Origin of the sequence: Polaromonas sp. CG_9.7 (genome assembly GCF_015752205.1) — a bacterium.
Taxonomy (GTDB): Bacteria; Pseudomonadota; Gammaproteobacteria; order Burkholderiales; family Burkholderiaceae_C; genus Polaromonas.
Genome location: NZ_JADOVG010000005.1, coordinates 71,754 through 88,563, shown reverse-complemented (window position 1 = coordinate 88,563; position 16,810 = coordinate 71,754). Strand labels below are relative to the sequence as shown.

Annotated in this window: 16 protein-coding genes; 10 read left to right on the top strand and 6 right to left on the bottom strand. The window is 63.2% G+C overall.

Going from position 1 to position 16,810, the window contains the following annotated elements; translation table 11 throughout:
- Positions 1–195: 195 nt before the first annotated feature.
- Together IWX87_RS06795 and IWX87_RS06790 are read right to left on the bottom strand one after the other, a co-directional pair.
- Positions 196–3,372: an efflux RND transporter permease subunit gene (locus IWX87_RS06795; protein WP_304609486.1), complete on the bottom strand. Its 3,177-nt coding sequence runs from the start codon at positions 3,370–3,372 to the stop codon at positions 196–198.
- A gap of 116 nt (positions 3,373–3,488) precedes the next feature.
- Positions 3,489–4,868, bottom strand: a complete 1,380-nt coding sequence (locus IWX87_RS06790; RefSeq protein WP_196862764.1) for an efflux RND transporter periplasmic adaptor subunit — start codon at positions 4,866–4,868, stop codon at positions 3,489–3,491.
- A gap of 296 nt (positions 4,869–5,164) precedes the next feature.
- On the opposite strand from IWX87_RS06790, the gene IWX87_RS06785 reads away from it, so the two are divergent.
- Entirely contained in the window at positions 5,165–5,695 is a 531-nt protein-coding gene (locus IWX87_RS06785) for a GNAT family N-acetyltransferase (protein WP_280757465.1), read from the top strand.
- Positions 5,696–5,774: 79 nt separating this feature from the next.
- On the opposite strand, the gene IWX87_RS06780 is transcribed toward IWX87_RS06785, so the two are convergent.
- The gene (locus tag IWX87_RS06780) at positions 5,775–6,323 is read right to left on the bottom strand and encodes a peroxiredoxin-like family protein (RefSeq protein ID WP_196862763.1); all 549 of its coding nucleotides are present in this window, start codon (positions 6,321–6,323) and stop codon (positions 5,775–5,777) included.
- A gap of 105 nt (positions 6,324–6,428) precedes the next feature.
- Here IWX87_RS06780 and IWX87_RS06775 point away from each other — a divergent pair, with 105 nt between their 5' ends.
- The 4 genes from IWX87_RS06775 to IWX87_RS06760 all read left to right on the top strand — a co-directional run bounded on the left by IWX87_RS06775 (position 6,429) and on the right by IWX87_RS06760 (position 10,306).
- Positions 6,429–7,286 (top strand): cupin domain-containing protein, encoded by an 858-nt coding sequence (locus tag IWX87_RS06775; protein WP_231374648.1) that lies wholly within the window; start codon positions 6,429–6,431, stop codon positions 7,284–7,286.
- A gap of 330 nt (positions 7,287–7,616) precedes the next feature.
- The gene (locus IWX87_RS06770; protein WP_196862922.1) at positions 7,617–9,092 is read left to right on the top strand and encodes a SulP family inorganic anion transporter; all 1,476 of its coding nucleotides are present in this window, start codon (positions 7,617–7,619) and stop codon (positions 9,090–9,092) included.
- A 38-nt stretch (positions 9,093–9,130) separates the two neighbouring features.
- Positions 9,131–9,985 carry a universal stress protein gene (locus IWX87_RS06765; protein ID WP_196862761.1) on the top strand — a complete coding sequence of 285 codons (855 nt, stop codon included), beginning with the start codon at positions 9,131–9,133 and terminating at the stop codon, positions 9,983–9,985.
- 3 nt (positions 9,986–9,988) lie between these two features.
- Positions 9,989–10,306, top strand: a complete 318-nt coding sequence (locus IWX87_RS06760; protein WP_196862760.1) for a YnfA family protein — start codon at positions 9,989–9,991, stop codon at positions 10,304–10,306.
- A gap of 105 nt (positions 10,307–10,411) precedes the next feature.
- Here IWX87_RS06760 and IWX87_RS06755 read toward each other — a convergent pair whose 3' ends face one another.
- Together IWX87_RS06755 and IWX87_RS06750 are read right to left on the bottom strand one after the other, a co-directional pair.
- On the bottom strand, positions 10,412–11,695 hold the full coding sequence (locus IWX87_RS06755; RefSeq protein WP_196862759.1) for an arsenic transporter: 1,284 nt from the start codon (positions 11,693–11,695) through the stop codon (positions 10,412–10,414).
- 216 nt (positions 11,696–11,911) lie between these two features.
- On the bottom strand, positions 11,912–12,262 hold the full coding sequence (locus tag IWX87_RS06750; protein WP_196862758.1) for a helix-turn-helix transcriptional regulator: 351 nt from the start codon (positions 12,260–12,262) through the stop codon (positions 11,912–11,914).
- Positions 12,263–12,346: 84 nt separating this feature from the next.
- Here IWX87_RS06750 and arsC point away from each other — a divergent pair, with 84 nt between their 5' ends.
- The 4 genes from arsC to IWX87_RS06730 all read left to right on the top strand — a co-directional run bounded on the left by arsC (position 12,347) and on the right by IWX87_RS06730 (position 14,886).
- Positions 12,347–12,778 carry an arsenate reductase (glutaredoxin) gene (gene arsC / locus IWX87_RS06745; RefSeq protein WP_196862757.1) on the top strand — a complete coding sequence of 144 codons (432 nt, stop codon included), beginning with the start codon at positions 12,347–12,349 and terminating at the stop codon, positions 12,776–12,778.
- Positions 12,753–13,496 carry an arsenical resistance protein ArsH gene (gene arsH, locus IWX87_RS06740; protein WP_196862921.1) on the top strand — a complete coding sequence of 248 codons (744 nt, stop codon included), beginning with the start codon at positions 12,753–12,755 and terminating at the stop codon, positions 13,494–13,496. Before arsC ends, arsH begins: the two co-directional genes overlap by 26 nt.
- A 191-nt stretch (positions 13,497–13,687) precedes the next feature.
- On the top strand, positions 13,688–13,936 hold the full coding sequence (locus IWX87_RS06735) for a hypothetical protein (protein ID WP_196862756.1): 249 nt from the start codon (positions 13,688–13,690) through the stop codon (positions 13,934–13,936).
- 110 nt (positions 13,937–14,046) lie between these two features.
- Positions 14,047–14,886, top strand: coding sequence for a GNAT family N-acetyltransferase (locus tag IWX87_RS06730; RefSeq protein WP_196862755.1), 840 nt, complete (start codon positions 14,047–14,049; stop codon positions 14,884–14,886).
- A gap of 6 nt (positions 14,887–14,892) precedes the next feature.
- On the opposite strand, the gene IWX87_RS06725 is transcribed toward IWX87_RS06730, so the two are convergent.
- A complete protein-coding gene (locus tag IWX87_RS06725) occupies positions 14,893–15,867 on the bottom strand; it encodes an NADPH:quinone oxidoreductase family protein (protein ID WP_196862754.1) in 975 nt (324 codons plus the stop codon).
- Positions 15,868–16,021: 154 nt separating this feature from the next.
- On the opposite strand from IWX87_RS06725, the gene surE reads away from it, so the two are divergent.
- A complete protein-coding gene (gene surE / locus IWX87_RS06720) occupies positions 16,022–16,807 on the top strand; it encodes a 5'/3'-nucleotidase SurE (protein ID WP_196862753.1) in 786 nt (261 codons plus the stop codon).
- Positions 16,808–16,810: the final 3 nt, after the last annotated feature.

Below are 16,810 nucleotides of genomic sequence, written 5' to 3'. Positions count from 1 at the left end.
TTGGTGACTTTATTTTGGCGAAGCAAAAGAAAGTTACTTGCCGCCGGGCAACCCCCGGCCAGCAGGCCCACGCAGCGTAAACCCAGCCTCAAATCAACCCCAAACCAAGCCAAGGACGAAGCCCCAAATCCACTATCAATTAAAGAGCTGCCAGCGCAAGCAGGATATGCGCAAACCGCATAAAAAGCATGAAAATCAGGCAACAGCAGCATCCACCCGCTCCTTGCGCCCAAACCGCCGCCCCAGCCGGTCAAACGCCAGATAGATAACGGGCGTCGTGAACAGCGTCAACACCTGGCTGACGATCAAACCGCCAAAAATCGCCAGTCCCAGCGGCCGCCGCAACTCCGCCCCCTCGCCAAACCCCAGCATCAACGGCACCGCCGCAAACAGCGCCGCCAGCGTCGTCATCAAAATCGGCCGAAAGCGCAGCAGCGCCGCCTGGTGAATCGCCTCCTGCGGCGACTTGCCCTCGTTGCGCTCGGCGTCAATCGCAAAGTCGATCATCATGATGGCGTTCTTTTTTACAATGCCAATCAACAAAATGATGCCGATGATGCCAATCACTCCCAGGGGAGAGCCGCTCAGCATCAGCATCAGCAGCGCCCCCACGCCCGCCGATGGCAGCGTCGAGAGAATCGTCATCGGGTGCACATAGCTTTCATACAGCACGCCCAGCACGATGTACACGCAAACCACCGCCGCCAAAATCAGCCACAACTGGCTGGAAAGCGACGACTGGTAAGCCCCCGCCGCGCCCAAAAACGTCATCGTCACGCTCGACGGCAGGGCGATGTCCCTGGCCGCCTGCCGGATCTCGTCGACCGCCTTGCCGAGCGACACGCCAGGCGCGGTGTCAAAGCCCAGCGTCGTTGCCGGGAACTGGGCGACGTGGGTGATCTGCAGCGGCGCGGGCTGCTCGGAAATGGTGGCAATCGACGCTAGAGGCGTGGTCGTGCCCGCACTGGTTTTCAAAGGCAGGTTGCCCAGCGATGCCGGCGTGGCACGCGCATCCGGCAGCGCTTCGAGAATCACCCGGTACTGGTTGGTTTCGGTGAAGATCGTCGAGACAATGCGCTGGCCAAACGCGTTGTACAGCGCATCGTCAATCACCGAAGCGGAAATGCCCAGGCGCGACGCCGTGTCGCGGTCCACGTTGATGAAAGCCGCCGTGCCCTGCGCGCCGGCGTCCGACACCACATTGCGCAGGCTGGTGGACAGCGCCATGCGCTCGGCCAGCTGGTTGGCCCACTGCACCACCACGGCGTTGCTCGCGCCTTCCATCGACACGCGGAACTGCGTCGGACCGGTCTCGGCGTCAATCGTCAGATCCTGCGTCGGCTGCAGGTACAGCGTCACGCCGGCGACCTGGCTGGCGCGCTGGCGCAGCCGGTCCATGGTTTCCTGCTGGCTGCCGATGCGCTCTTTTTTCAGGTTGATCAGCATGCGGCCGGTGTGCAGCATGGTGTTGTTGGCCGCATCGACGCCGATGAAGGAACTCAGCGCCTCAACGTCCGGGTCCTTCAAAATCTCGCGCGCCGCTGCCTGCTGCAGCTCCGACATGCGCGCATACGACACCGACAGGGCGGTTTCGACGCGCGCCTGCAACTGGCCGGTGTCCTGCGTCGGGAACAGGCCTTTGGGAATCAAGACATACAGCAGCACGGTCAGCACCAAGGTCGCCAGCGCCACCACCAGCGTCGCGCCCTGGTGCCTGAGCACCCAGGTGAGCGACTGGTCGTAGCGGACGATGACGTTGTCAAAGAAGCGCTGAAAGCGTGCGCCGATGGAGTTGTCCTGGCGGTTTTCAACCTTTTTGGGTTCTGCTTTCAGCCAGCGCGCTGACATCATCGGCACCAAAGTCAGCGAAACGACGGCCGAAATCAAGATCGTGATGGCCAGCGTGATGGCGAATTCACGGAACAGCCGGCCGACCACGTCGCCCATGAACAGCAGCGGAATCAGCACGGCAATCAGCGACACGGTCAGCGAGATGATCGTGAAGCCAATCTGCTTCGCGCCCTTGAGCGCGGCGAGCATCGGCTTTTCGCCTTCCTCGATGTAGCGCGAGATGTTCTCGATCATGACGATGGCGTCATCCACCACGAAGCCGGTGGCAATCGTCAATGCCATCAGGCTCAGGTTGTTCAGGCTGTAGCCGAGCAAATACATTGCGCCGCAGGTGCCGATGAGCGAGATCGGCACCGACAGGCTGGCGATCACCGTGGCGCGCAGGTTGTGCAAAAAGGCAAAGATCACCAGCACCACCATCAGCACCGCCAGCAGCAACTCGATCTCGACATGCAGCACCGAAGCCCGGATGCCGGTGGTGCGGTCGCTCAGCACATCGACGCGCATCGAGGTTGGCAGGCCGGCCTGCAACTCGGGCAGGCGCGCCTTGATGGCGTCCACCGTGGCAATCACATTCGCGCCGGGTTGGCGCTGAACATTTAAAATAATAGCGGGAACCATCCGCTGGCCCGGCGTTCCGAGGCAATCTTCCTGATTTTTTAAGGCCGCAGGAGCATTCGGTGTGCAGGCGATGCTGGCCCAGGCGCCCAGCTGGGTGTTCTCGGCGCTTTCGACCACCCGCGCCACGTCGGACACCCGCACCGCCGCGCCGTTGCGGTAGGCAATGATGAGCTTTTGGTAGTCCTGCGCAGCCAGCAACTGGTCATTGGAGTTGATCGAATACGAGCGCGTCGGGCCGTCGATGCTGCCTTTTGCGCCATTGGCGTTGGCGGCGCTGATCGCCGTGCGCAGCGCGTCGAGCCCCAGGCCATACGAGGCCAGCGCCCGGGTGTCGGCCTGGATGCGCACGGCCGGGCGCTGGCCGCCGCTGAGGGCCACCAGCCCGACACCGCTCACCTGGCTGATCTTCAGCGCCAGCCGGGTGTTGACGATGTTCTGCACCTCGGTCAGCGGCAGCGTGTCGGAGGTGATGGCCAGCGTGAGCACCGGCGCATCGGCGGGATTGACCTTGGCATACACCGGCGGCGCCGGCAGGTCGGCCGGCAGCAGCGAGCCGCTGGCGTTGATGGCCGCCTGCACCTGCTGCTCGGCAACGTCCAGTGCCAGCCCCAGTCCGAACTGCAATGTGACGATGGACACGCCCGCCGTGCTGGTCGAGCTCATGCGGGACAGGCCGGCCATCTGGCCCAGCTGGCGCTCCAGCGGCGCGGTGACGGTTTGCGCCATCACTTCGGGGCTGGCGCCGGGGTAGAGCGTCTGGACCTGGATGGTCGGGTAGTCGACCTGCGGCAGCGCCGACAGCGGCAGCAGCCTGAAGCCGACCAGGCCCGCCAGCACGATGGCCAGCATCAAGAGCGCGGTGGCCACCGGCCGCATGATGAAGGGCCGGGACGGGCTCAGCGTCGAGGCGGGCGCGTTGTCGCCAAAGGCGGCCGAAGGCCCAATGTCATCCCGCTGGCCGTCAGGTCCGCCATCGCCGGGGGGAACATCCGGCGCACTGGCTGGCGCGCGCGGGTTCATGCGCCCTCGGCTTGAGACGCGCGGCGGCGGCGTGGTGCGCTGGCCGCGCCCGAAGCCGGCAGGGTCGCTGGCGTTGCTGCATCGCCAGCGGCTGACGCGCCCGGCCGGGCGCCGTCGGCGGGTGCGCCCGGACGCTGTCGCTTGCCGGCACCTGCACCGTTCATGCCCCTGGGGTTGTCGCCGGGCAGCACCACCGGCGCGCCGTCCTTGAGCCGGTCGGCGCCTTCGGTGATGACCTGCTCGCCCGCCTTCAGGCCCGAGGCAATCTGTATCTTGTCGGCCGTGGCCTGGCCGCGCTGGACCGGCCGCAGGCTGACCGTGCGCTCGGCCGCATTCACCACATAGACATAATCGCCGGCATTGCCATGGCGCAGCGCCGCCACCGGCACCGTGACAGCGTTTTCAATGGTTCGCAGCTCCAGTTGCACATTGACGAACTGGCTTGGAAACAGCGCCAGCTGGGCGTTGGCAAAGCGCGCCTTGGCCTTGACCGTGCCGGTCTGCACATCGACCTGGTTGTCCAGCGAGGTGAACACGCCGGTGTCCAGCGCACTGGAGCGTGTCCGGTCAAGCGCCGTGACCTTCATCGACCGGCCGGACACGGCAGACTGCTGCAACTCCCCTGCGCGGTCTTGCGGAACGGCGAATACCACGTCAATCGGGGTGACCTGCGTGATCAGGGCAATGCCGTTGGCGTCGCTGCTGCTGACCACATTGCCGACATCCACCGTGCGCAAGCCGACACGTCCGCTGATGGGCGCGACGACGCGGGCATAGCCCAGGTTGAGCCGGGCGACGCCTTCGTTGGCCTTGTCGATCATCACCGTGCCTTCAAGCTGCCTGACCAGCGCGGCCTGGGTGTCGACTTCCTGCCGCGCAATCGAGTCCTGCTTGAGCAGCGTCTGAAAACGCGTCAGCGTGACGCGGGCGCTGGCCAATTGCGCCTCGTCACGCTGGCGCTGGCCGCTGGCCTGCATCAGCGCCAGCTCGAACTGGCGCGGGTCGATGGTGGCCATCAGCTCGCCTGCGCGCACCATCTGGCCTTCCTTGAACAGCACCTTTTCCATCACCCCTGACACCTGTGGCCGAACCTTGACGGTGGCCTGCGGCGTAACGGTGCCCAGTGCATCCAGAATGACCGGAATAGAGGTGCTTTCGGCGGTCGCCACGCCAACGGTGGTGGCCGGTGCGCCACGCCGCCCGCCTGCCGCACCGGCCTCTGGCGTATCGGGATGCGTCAGGTGCCAGGCCAGCCAGCCAGTGCCGGCCAGCACCGCCACCGCCAGCACGCTGCCAATCAGGCGTGCGCGGCGGCTCATGCGTTTGACGGGAGGGGTGTTGCTGTGGATGGGCGGGGATTCAACACGGGTATCCATCAGCGGTCCTTTTGCATGCGGCGACAAGTCGCTGGCGGCGGTATTTTTATTTCTACAGGAAGGAGGGCGCCCTGTCCGGCCCTGGCGAATGGCCCGGGCGCCTCTGGCAGGTCATGCGCTGGATAATTATCCCTGCAAGCCTCCGGGCGCAGGTGTCGCGCTGGAAATAGGCCGGTAAATGTCCGGTAAAGCAAAAGCTGTAAAAAAGCCGCTCCGCAGTCACCACAGGCGCTTGCCAGGATGGCGGCCGTGCGGTCCTTAAAATCAGGCCTCAGCCATCAGCCAAAGACTGCCCAGTGACCCATTTCACCCAATCGATTTCATCCCGTCTGCATGTCTGCCAGGCCGATTACCGCAATCCGGTCCACGCCGACGCGCTGGTCCATCTGCTCGACGCCTATGCGCAGGACCCGGCCGGTGGCGGCGAAGCCCTGAGCGCGTTTTCCAAGGCCAACCTGGTGAAAGAACTCGCCGCGCGGCCGCAGGCCTTCAGCGTGCTGGCGTTTTCAGGCGATGAGGGCGGTGAGGGCGGTCAGCCCATCGGGCTGGTCAACTGCATCGAAGGCTTTTCGACCTTTGCCTGCCGGCCGCTGGTCAATGTTCACGATGTGGCGGTGCTTGCCAGCCACCGGGGCCAGCGGGTGGGTGAGCAGATGCTGGCATTGGTGGAGGAAATTTCCCGCAAGCGCGGCGCCTGCAAGCTGACGCTCGAAGTGCTGCAGGGCAATGCCAGCGCTGTCCGGCTGTATGAACGCGTTGGCTTTGCCGGCTACCAGCTCGATCCGGCCATGGGGCAGGCGCAGTTTTTTCAGAAGTGGCTGAGCTGAGGGCGCAAAAACAGCCAGCTGCCGTTTGTTTTTGTTCCGAACGCCGGCGCCGCCTGAAAAGATATCCTGCAGTCCAGGCTCAAACCTCGCCTGTGAACTCGCCCCGAGCGGGATAGTTCTTGCTGATGGCAAAGTCCATCGCACCCAGCAAGTCCTGAAACTGTGGCCGGGCAAAAGGCATGGTCTGCACAGCGCCGTAATACAGCGTGCCATCGGGACGCACGATAAACACACCCGGCTCGCTGAACACGGCTGGCTCATCAATGCCGATGGACGTTTTTCCCAGCGAGGCGCTGAGGTACAAACCCCACTCGCGGGCGGCGCGCAGGCTCAAGCCGTAGCCCAGCTTCAACCCGTTGGCGCTGACCTTGGCCGCCATTTGCCCGGCACGGTCTTCGTCGTCGCTGCTGATGGCCACGACCTGCACGCCGCGCGCCGCGAACTCGGGCACCAGGCGTTCCAGTTCCAGCAGGTATTTGGCACAAATAGGGCAATGCAGCCCACGGTAAAACACCAGCAGGTCAAACTTGTCTCCGGGTTGCGCACCCAGCACAAAACGGCCTCCTGTCGTCAAGGCCACGTTGAGGGCCGGCACGGGGTAACGGGGCATAAGGGCTGAACTGCGCATGAAGATTTCCTGGGTTGATGGACGGAAACGGAAAGGAACAGGCATTGTTATGTACCCTGTGCAAAAATTGGTTCATAAAATATTGCCTTGCGTACAAAAATGAATATGCCTGTCAAACCTGACCGCCTTTCGGCCCTGCTGCGTGGCTTGGCACCGCGCGTCGAAATGTCCACCGTATTGCCGCAAAAAGATGGCGCCGCTGATGTGCACTTTGCCGCCTGCGGGGTGCCGATGCTTTATCTGCATGTCATCAGCAACGGCATGGCGCAACTGCTAAGAACGGGCGCAGCACCGGCCACCGCCCTGCAGGCCAGTGCGCCTGCTTTTTTGATTTGCCGTGGTGACCAGGCGCACGACCTCGTGCCGAGGGACGGCAATGCGCAAGCGCCGCTGATATCGGCCAGGGTGTTTCTGGAAGGGCCGGTGGCGCCCTTGCTGCTGGCCGAATTTGTCCAGCCCCGGGCTGTGCCGCTGGCAGCGGAAGAGTCCTTGCTGCAGCATCTGCTGGCGCTGGTGCGCAGCGAGGTGCGCGAGCCGCGCTGCGGCCAGGGGGCGCTGATCAATCGCGTCGGCGAAATTATTTTTATTGCCTTGCTGCGCCATCTGGTGGCACATCCTGCCGCGCATGGCGGCTTGTTTAACGGACTGGCCGATCCGCGCATTGCCAGCGCGCTGGTGGCCATGCACGATGCGCCGCAAAACGACTGGACGCTGCACTCCCTGGCGCAGCACGCAGGCATGTCACGAACTGCGTTTGCCGTGCGCTTTCGGGACACCATGAACAGCCCTCCGGGCAAATACCTGAATACGTTGCGGCTGCAGATTGCACAACGCGCGGTCCAATCGGGCCAGGGCCTCAAGGCGGCGGCCAGTGCCTCGGGTTTTTCCAACGTGTCAGCCTTGTCTCGCGCGCTCTCGAAAGCGCGGACGCTTTCCCGGCCCCGGGCCCAGGCAGACGCATGAAGGAATTGCCGCAAAAAACGCCTTCAGAAGTGAAGCGATTTCAGGCCCGGCGGCATGCTGCCGGGCTTGCAGGCAGGCTTCATGGGTAAAATGCATCGATGCAAAGATTCATTGCCACGCTTTCCACGTTCCGGGTTTCCTACCCTGGCAGCGGGTTGCCGCGTGGCTATTTTTGCTCGGTGACACCGCCCTGAGTCGTCACCCTGGGCGCAAATCGTCCCGATGTTCACCGAGTCAGGCCGCTTTTCGCGGGTCCTGCCTGATTTTCCATTTCCCTTTGACTCACGGTTGTCCGGTCATGCCTGACGCCGCTTTTATCCATTGAAAACAATTTACGCATCCCTCCGCCAAGACTGGTTTTCCAATATCCGGGGCGATTTGCTGGCCGGTCTGGTGGTCGCGCTGGCCCTGATTCCCGAAGCCATCGCCTTTTCCATCATCGCCGGGGTCGATCCCAAGGTCGGCCTGTATGCGTCGTTCAGCATCGCCGTGATCATCGCCTTCACCGGCGGCCGTCCCGGCATGATTTCGGGCGCCACCGGCGCCATGGCGCTGGTGATGGTGCTGCTGGTCAAGCAGCATGGTTTGCAATACCTGCTGGCCGCCACCGTGCTGACCGGTGTGCTGCAGATCGTGGCCGGCTTGCTCAAGCTGGGCGCGCTGATGCGTTTTGTCTCGCGCTCGGTCATCACCGGCTTTGTCAATGCGCTGGCCATTCTGATCTTCATGGCGCAGCTGCCGGAACTCACCAACGTCAGCTGGGTGGTGTATGCAATGACGGCGGCGGGCCTGGCCATCATTTACGGCTTTCCCTACATCACCCGGGCGGTGCCGTCACCGCTGGTCACCATCGTCGTGCTGACCGGCGTGGCCATGCTGCTCAAGCTGGACATTCGTAACGTGGGCGACATGGGCCAGCTGCCCGACAGTCTGCCGGTCTTTTTACTGCCCGATGTGCCTTTGACGCTGGAAACGCTCCAGATCATCTTTCCGTATGCCCTCACGCTGGCGACCGTCGGCTTGCTGGAGTCGATGATGACCGCTTCGATTGTTGACGAGCTGACCGACACCCCCAGCAACAAGAACCGCGAATGCGTCGGGCAGGGCGTCGCAAACATCGCCACCGGTTTCATCGGCGGCATGGCCGGCTGCGCCATGATTGGCCAGTCGGTGATCAACGTGAAATCGGGCGGTCGCGGGCGCCTGTCTGCGCTGGTCTCAGGGCTTGCGCTGCTGGTCCTGATCGTGTTCCTTGGCCCCTGGGTCAAGCAGATTCCGATGGCAGCGCTGGTGGCGGTGATGATCATGGTCAGCATCGGCACCTTCAGCTGGGACTCGATCCGCAACTTGCGCCAGCACCCGCCCAGTTCAACAATCGTGATGATCGCCACCGTGGTCATTACCGTGTCCACGCATGACCTGGCCAAGGGTGTGTTTGTCGGCGTGCTGCTGTCGGGAATTTTCTTTGCACACAAGGTCGGCAAGGTGCTGCGCATCGACCGCCGCCTGGATGCCGAGGGCCGCCTGCGCACCTACAGCGTGGTGGGACAGGTGTTCTTTGCCTCGTCGGAAACCTTCATCAACAGCTTTGATTTCAGGGAAGCGGTGCAAAAAGTTTGCATCGACGTGAGCCGCGCCCACTTCTGGGACATCACGGCGGTCGGCGCGCTGGACAAAGTGGTGCTCAAATTCAAGCGCGAAGGCACCGAGGTGGAGGTGCTCGGCCTTGACAAAGCCAGTACGACGATGATGGACCGCTTTGCGGTTCACGACAAACCCGGTGCTGTTGAAAAACTCATGCACTGACGGCATCATCCACATTAACGGGACAAAAGGAACACTCCATGAACAAGGTTTATGCCTGCATCGACGGTCTGGACAACACCGCTTGCGTGATCGACTGGGCCGCCTGGTCGGCGCAGCGGCTGGGTACACCCCTGGACCTGCTGCATGTGCTGGAGCGCGCCGATCGGCCGCTGCTGAGCGACTTCAGTGGGTCCATCGGGTTGGGCGCGCAGGAGGCGCTGCTTGAAGAACTGAGCGTGCTCGATGCCCAGCGCGCCAAGGTGGCGCTCGAAGCGGGCAAGCGGATGCTGGCCGATGCCCAGACGCGCGCCACGGCGGCCGGCGTGGCGTCCGTTGATGTGCGCCTGCGCCATGGCGAACTGCTCGACAACGTGCTTGAAATGGAGCCGGACGCGCGCCTGTTTGTGCTGGGCGAGCACTACCGTGCCAGCGATACATCGATGATTCACCTTGACCACCATGTTGAGCGCGTGATCCGTTCGGTGAAACGCCCGGTGCTGGTGGTCACGGGGGCACCATTTACGCCGCCCACGCGGGTTGTCATCGCCTTTGACGGCAGCCCGACGTCGCGCACGACTGTCGAGACCGTGGCGCGCAGCCCGATGCTCAAGGGCCTGCCGGTGATTGTGGCGATGGCGGGCGACGACACCATGCAGGCGCAACGCCAGCTTGAGGAAGCCTGTCACTCGCTGGCGACGGCGGGTTTTGAGGCGTCGATAGCGCTGCTGCCCGGCGAGCCGGAAGACGTGCTGCCAGCCTTTGTCAAGGCGCGGGGTGCCTCGCTGCTGGTGATGGGCGCCTATGGCCATTCGCGCATTCGCCAGTTGATCGTCGGCAGCACGACGACCACGCTGCTGCGGCTCAGCGAGGTGCCGGTGCTGATCCTGCGCTGACGAGTGAAAACCTTTTTCCTGTTCCTGGCGACCGCGCTGGCCGAGATCGTCGGCTGCTACCTGCCCTACCTGTGGCTGGTCAGGCAGGCGTCGATCTGGCTGCTGGTTCCGGCGGCTTTCAGCCTGGCGCTGTTCGCCTGGCTGCTGACGCTGCACGAAGCCGCCGCCGGGCGGGTGTATGCCGCGTATGGCGGGGTTTACATCAGCGTGGCGCTGGCCTGGCTGTGGGCGGTGGACGGTGTGCGCCCGACGGCCTGGGACGTGGCCGGCGTCGCCCTGAGCCTGACCGGCATGGGGCTGATCATGTACCAGCCAAAATAAGTTGCCGCACAGGCTCAGGGCAATGCTTTGGCAACCGCCGGCAACTTGAACGCCGCAAAGCCCTGCAGGCCGTTTCAGCAAGCCAGTGGCCGTTCATGCCGGCAATCACAAGCCCAGGCGTATTGCCAGCGCAGCCAGCGTCACCAGCAACACGGGAACGGTCAGCACGATACCGACCTTGAAATAGTAGCCCCAGGTGATGATCGTGCCTTTGCGCGCCAGCACATGCAGCCACAGCAGGGTGGCCAGACTGCCAATCGGGGTGATCTTGGGCCCCAGGTCGCAGCCGATCACATTGGCATACACCATTGCCTCCTTCACCACCCCGGCGGCACTGCTGGCATCGATGGACAAGGCAACCACCAGCACCGTTGGCATGTTGTTCATCACCGAGGACAGCAAAGCCGCCAGCAGGCCGGTGCCGAAGGCCGCGCCCCAAACCCCGCCTTGCGCAAACAGGTTCAGCAACGAAGCGATTTCGCCTGCCAGGCCGGCGTTGCGCAGGCCGTACACCACCAGGTACATGCCCAGGGAAAAAACCACGATCTGCCAGGGTGCGCCCCGCACCACCTTGCGTGTCGAAATGACCTGGCCCCGCCCGGCGACGACCAGCAACACCAGCGCACCGCTTACGGCCACCGCACTGACCGGCACGCCCAGGGGTTCCAGCCCAAAAAAGCCGACCAGCAGCAGCGCCAGCACAACCCAGCCAGCCCTGAAGGTGGTGGCGTCGCGTATAGCGTCTTGCGGCGGTCTGATCTGCGCCGTGTCGTAGCGCACCGGAATGCTGCCCCAGAAGTACCGCATCAGCATTCCCAGGCTGGCGGCAATCGCGGCCAGGTTGACCCAGCCCATGACCGATGCGTAACGGTCAAAGCCGATGTTGAAAAAATCGGCTGAAACAATGTTGACCAGGTTGGACACCACCAGCGGCAGGCTGGCGGTGTCTGCAATGAAACCGGCTGCCATCACGAACGCCAGCGTCGCCCCGGCGCTGAAACCGAGTGCCAGCAGCAGCGAAATCACGATGGGCGTGAGGATCAGTGCCGCGCCGTCATTGGTAAACAGGGCCGACACCGCAGCGCCCAGCAGCACGATCAGCGCAAACAGCAGCCGGCCGTTTCCTTTTCCCCAGCGCGCCACATGCAGCGCGGCCCACTCGAAAAAACCCGATTCGTCGAGCAGCAGGCTGATGATGATGATGGCGATGAAGGTGGCGGTGGCGTTCCAGACGATAAGCCAGACCGTCGTGATGTCGCTCACCTGTACAGCGCCCGTCAGCAGCGCAAGCACTGCCCCGAGCGAGGCGCTCCAGCCAATTCCGAGGCCGCGTGGTTGCCAGATGACAAGAATCAGGGTGAAGATGAAGATGAGCAGGGCAGTGAGCATGTCGGGCAGGTTTTATGAATCTTGTGGCGGGGTTCAGTGCTTGATCAGGACGGGTTCAAATCGCAGGCTTTGCTTTGCAGCAGGATCGTTCGGGTTTTTTTAGTGGGCAGGCTGACCCGCAGGGTCAGCCTTCGGTGCATGAAAAGTATTTGCTATGAAATAAATAGCTGATTAAGCTCGCCGCCATTGCGAAAATGGCTGAAATACCTTGAAAAATCAGCAAACAAGCGCTGTAACGGGGCTGCAAGCCTGGCCTTCGCAGCAATGCTCGGTCAGGTAGGCCAGCAACGCATTCATGTGGCCGATGTCGGCGCGGTAGATCAGGTGGCGGCCGCGCGGCTCGCTGCTGACCAGGCCGGAATGCGCCAGCTCCTTGAGGTGAAACGACAGCGCGCTCGGTGCCACGGCCAGTTGTTCGGCCATCACGCCGGGCGTCAGCCCGCCCGGACCGGCCACCACCAGGGTCCGGAACACCCGCAGGCGCTGTGCCTGTGCCAGTGCGGCCAGCGCCTTGACGGCGGACAACTCGTCGAGAGGTGAAAGTTCAGTCTGTGTAATCGTTTCCATGTTTCAAATATAATTGAACAATTGAAACATTGCAATTTTTCAATTGTGCAAGCGTCTTTTAATTTCAACAGGAGTATCCAAACCATGGCGGACATCACCATTTACCACAATCCGAACTGCGGCACGTCGCGCAATGTGCTGGCGCTGATCCGCAACACCGGCGTTGAGCCTGTGGTCATCGAGTACCTGCAAACGCCCCCGACGCGTGCAAAGCTGCTCGAGCTGATCGCGCAGATGGCGGTTCCCGTCCGTGAAGTGATGCGGCACAAGGAAACGCTGTATGAAGCGCTGACGCTGGCCAACCCGGGCCTTGACGACAACGCGCTCGTCGATGCGATGCTGGCCCACCCCATCCTGATCAACCGGCCCATTGTGGTGACACCGCTGGGCACCCGGCTTTGCCGTCCGTCAGAAGCGGTGCTCGACATCCTGCCGCTGCCACAGCGTGCCGCCTTCCGCAAGGAAGATGGCGAAGTGCTGGTCAATGAACATGGAGAGCGTGTTGCCGGCCGCTAAACCTTTCATCCATGACCTACCGAACATCGACAGCGCACAGTTTGACGCGCCCGCCAGTGTTCTCCTGCAGCCACAAGCCCTCAGCACGCATGCGCCGCGCATTTTGCTGCTCTACGGATCGGTGCGCGAACGTTCCTACAGCCGGCTGCTCAGCGAGGAGGCCGCACGCATACTGAATGCAATGGGTGCCGAAACCCGCACCTTTGACCCGCGCGGCCTGCCGCTGCCCGACGACGTGCCCGATACCCATCCGAAGGTGCAGGAGTTGCGCCAGCTGGCGCAATGGGCCGAAGGCATGGTCTGGACATCGCCTGAACGCCATGGCGCGATGACCGGCGTCATGAAAGCGCAGATCGACTGGATTCCACTGGCAGACGGCGCGATGCGGCCGACGCAGGGCAAGACGCTGGCGGTGATGCAGGTGTCGGGCGGCTCGCAGTCGTTCAATGCCGTCAACCAACTGCGCGTGCTCGGCCGCTGGATGCGCATGCTGACGATTCCCAACCAGTCGTCTGTCGCCAAGGCTTTCCTCGAATTTGACGAGGCCGGTCGCATGAAGCCTTCGAGCTATTACGACCGCGTGGTCGATGTCATGGAAGAACTCGTCAAGTTCACCCTGCTGACCCGGGGCGTGTCGTCGTACCTGACGGACCGCTACAGCGAGCGCTGCGAAAGTGCCGAAGCGCTGTCAAAACGGGTGAACCAGCGTTCGCTCTAGCCAGCACGCCGAAAAATACATCAAATCGACTTCTGTCGCATACTTGGCGAGCGATTGCAGCTCTTGATTCAATAGCGCCCGGTGCGCTGGGTCTGCGCCGTTTCAGCTGTCACGCAACTGCCACAGAACTGACATGGCGACGTCACGCACAGCGCCCAGAATTGCGCCATGACCGCTTGAAGGAGCATGCCATGGCCATCGATCTGAACCTTGCCGGCGAGCCCGGACCCACCGCAGGCCGCTTTGACGGCGTCCCTCCTCACGACCTCGACCGGCAGCGGCTGCGCATTCTTCGCTGCACCGCTCACGCCATGGCCAGCAGCCCCGGCGGTCTGCGCTTCAAGCCGGGCACCCGGCCGTGGCTTGAAGGCCTGCCCTCAGCGCCAGGCAGCGGCCAAGGCCGGCATAAGGGCGCCAGACTGCAGCCTGCCGCGTGTTGAATTGCCGCCTGTTTCAAGCCCCGTCTCCGGGGCTTTTTCACATCCCGCACGCCCCACACCCAGGAGCCGGCCAGGTGTTGTGTGATCGACCGGACAACCAGGAAGACGCCATGAAAGAACTGCCCATTCCAACCTTTGCGTTTTCGCCGGTCGCAACGCCCCAAAGGTCGCTTCATCCGGGCGTTCATGCGCTTGCTCCAGTTCAGCGGCCAGGGAAAATTTTGGTCAGTTGGGCGCGGCACCAGGATGAAGTCCGGGAAGCGCAGCGGTTGAGGTACCAGGTGTTCGCGCTGGAAATGGGTGCAACCCTGCCCAAAACGCTGGCCGGCCACGACGTCGACCTGTTCGATGACTACTGCGAGCATCTGCTGGTGCGCGACGCGGCCAGCGCGCAGGTCATTGGCACGTACCGGGTGCTGACGCCTACCCAGGCCAGGCGCGTCGGCGGCACCTACAGCGACACTGAATTCGACCTGGGGCGGTTGTGGTTTTTGCGCGAGCGCATGGTCGAGCTGGGCCGCAGTTGCGTGCACGCCGACCACCGCCACGGCGGCGTGATTTTGGCGTTGTGGGGCGCGCTGGCCGAGTTCATGGGGCGCAACCGGCTGGACACCATGATGGGCTGCGCCAGCATTCCGATGCAGCACCAGGGCGTTCCGGGTGGGCATGCGGCCGCCAGCATCTGGCGCCAGGTCCGGCAGACGCATCTGGCCGGGATTGAATTCCGGGTCACGCCACGCCTGCCCCTGCCAGTGGAGCATCTGGACGATTCTCTGGTGGTCGAGCCGCCAGCCCTGATCAAGGGTTACCTGCGCCTGGGGGCCCGGGTGCTGGGCTCGCCGGCGTGGGATCCGGACTTCAACTCGGCCGATCTGCCGATGATGATGCGACTCCCAGACCTGCCAGCGCGCTATCTCAGGCATTTTTCCGCCAATGCGGCCGGGACCTGATACCGCTCAGTTCACCATCACCAGTTTGCCTTTGACGGCACGCGAGCCCATGCGCGCATAGGCGGCCTTCAGGTCCGCCATGGGCAGGGTGCCGTCGATCACCGGCTTGATCTTGCCTTGCGCATACCACTGAGCCAGTTCGGCCATTGCGGCTGCGTTGGCCTTGGGCTCGTTCTTGGCAAAACCGCCCCAGAACACACCGACGATGGACGCACCCTTGAGCAGCGTCAGGTTCAGCGGCAGCGCCGGAATGCTGCCTGCCGCGAAGCCGACCACCAGGTAGCGCCCGCGCCAGGCAATCGAGCGAAAGGCCGGCTCGGCCAGGTCGCCGCCCACCGGGTCGTAGATCACGTCAGGGCCTTTGCCGCCGGTCAACAGCTTGAGGGCTTCGCGCAGGTCCTGCGTGCTGTAGTTGATGGTGGCATCGGCGCCGATGGACCGGCACAACTCGCATTTTTCATCGCTTGACGCGGCGGCAATGACACGCGCCCCCAGTGCCTTGGCAATCTGGATGGCCGACGTGCCGACGCCGCCAGCCGCGCCCAGCACCAGCACGGTTTCGCCGGGCTTGAGTTGCGCCCGGTCGGCCAGCGCATGGTGCGAGGTGGCGTAGATCATGATGAAGGCCGCGGCATCGACAAAGGGAAAACCTTCAGGCAGGGGCATGCACTGCGCGGCCAGTGCAATGGTGTGCGTGGCAAAGCCGCCGGTGCCTGACAGGCAGGCGACATGTTGGCCAACCGTGATGTGCGTCACGCCGTCGCCCACGGCCTGCACCACGCCGGCATATTCCGAGCCCGGAACGAAAGGCAGCGGCGGCTTCATCTGGTACTTGTTCTGCACAATCAGCAGGTCGGGGAAATTCAGGCTCGCCGCCTTGATTTCGATCAGCACCTCGCCGGCCTGGGGTTTGGGCGTGGGCAGTTCGGTCCAGGTCAGGGCGTCAACGCCGGTGGGATTTTCACAAAGCCAGGCATGCATGGACAGGTCTCCAGAAATGAAAGGGTAAAAGCCGGGTGGGCGCTGCTTGGGCGGCCCGGCAAAAAGGTCAAGCTGTCATCATAGGCAAACCCGCTGACGGGGCCTTCCTGAAAACCCGCAGGCCCTGTCACGACCGGGACCGTAGAATCAAAGCATGAAAATCCTGATCTGCAACGACGATGGCTACCAGGCCAGCGGAATCGTGGCGCTTTACGAAGCGCTGAAAACCATTGCCGATGTCGAGGTGGTCGCCCCAGAACACAACAACAGCGCCAAATCCAATGCCTTGACCTTGCACACGCCGATGTATGTGCAGACGGCGGCCAACGGCTTTCGCTACGTCAACGGAACGCCCGCCGACTGCGTGCATATTGCCCTGACCGGTTTGCTCGGCTACAGGCCGGACCTGGTGGTGTCGGGCATCAACAACGGCGCCAACATGGGCGACGACACGATTTATTCCGGTACCGTCGGGGCGGCCATGGAAGGCTATCTCTTCGGCATCCCGGCCATCGCCTTTTCACAAACTGAAAAAGGCTGGGCGCACATCGACGTGGCGGCGCTGCAGGCGCGTAATCTGGTCCAGCAGCTCATGCCTTCACTGGAAGCTGTGGCCGAAGGCGCGCAGCCGAGCGTTCCGCCCTGGCTCCTCAATGTGAACATTCCCAACTTGCCCGCCGGGCAGGTCGAGGGCTTCAAGGTCTGCCGGCTGGGGCGCCGCCATGCGGCCGAGCGTGTCATCATGCAGACCAGCCCGCGTGGCGAGACCATGTACTGGATTGGCGGCGCCGGCCAGGCCAAGGAAGCCGGCGAAGGCACTGATTTCCATGCCACCGCGCAGGGCTACGTGTCCATCACGCCCTTGAAGGTGGACCTGACGGACCATGAACGACTGCCTTACTGGGCACAGACAGCGGCCAAGCTGAGCCACAAGCACTGAAAA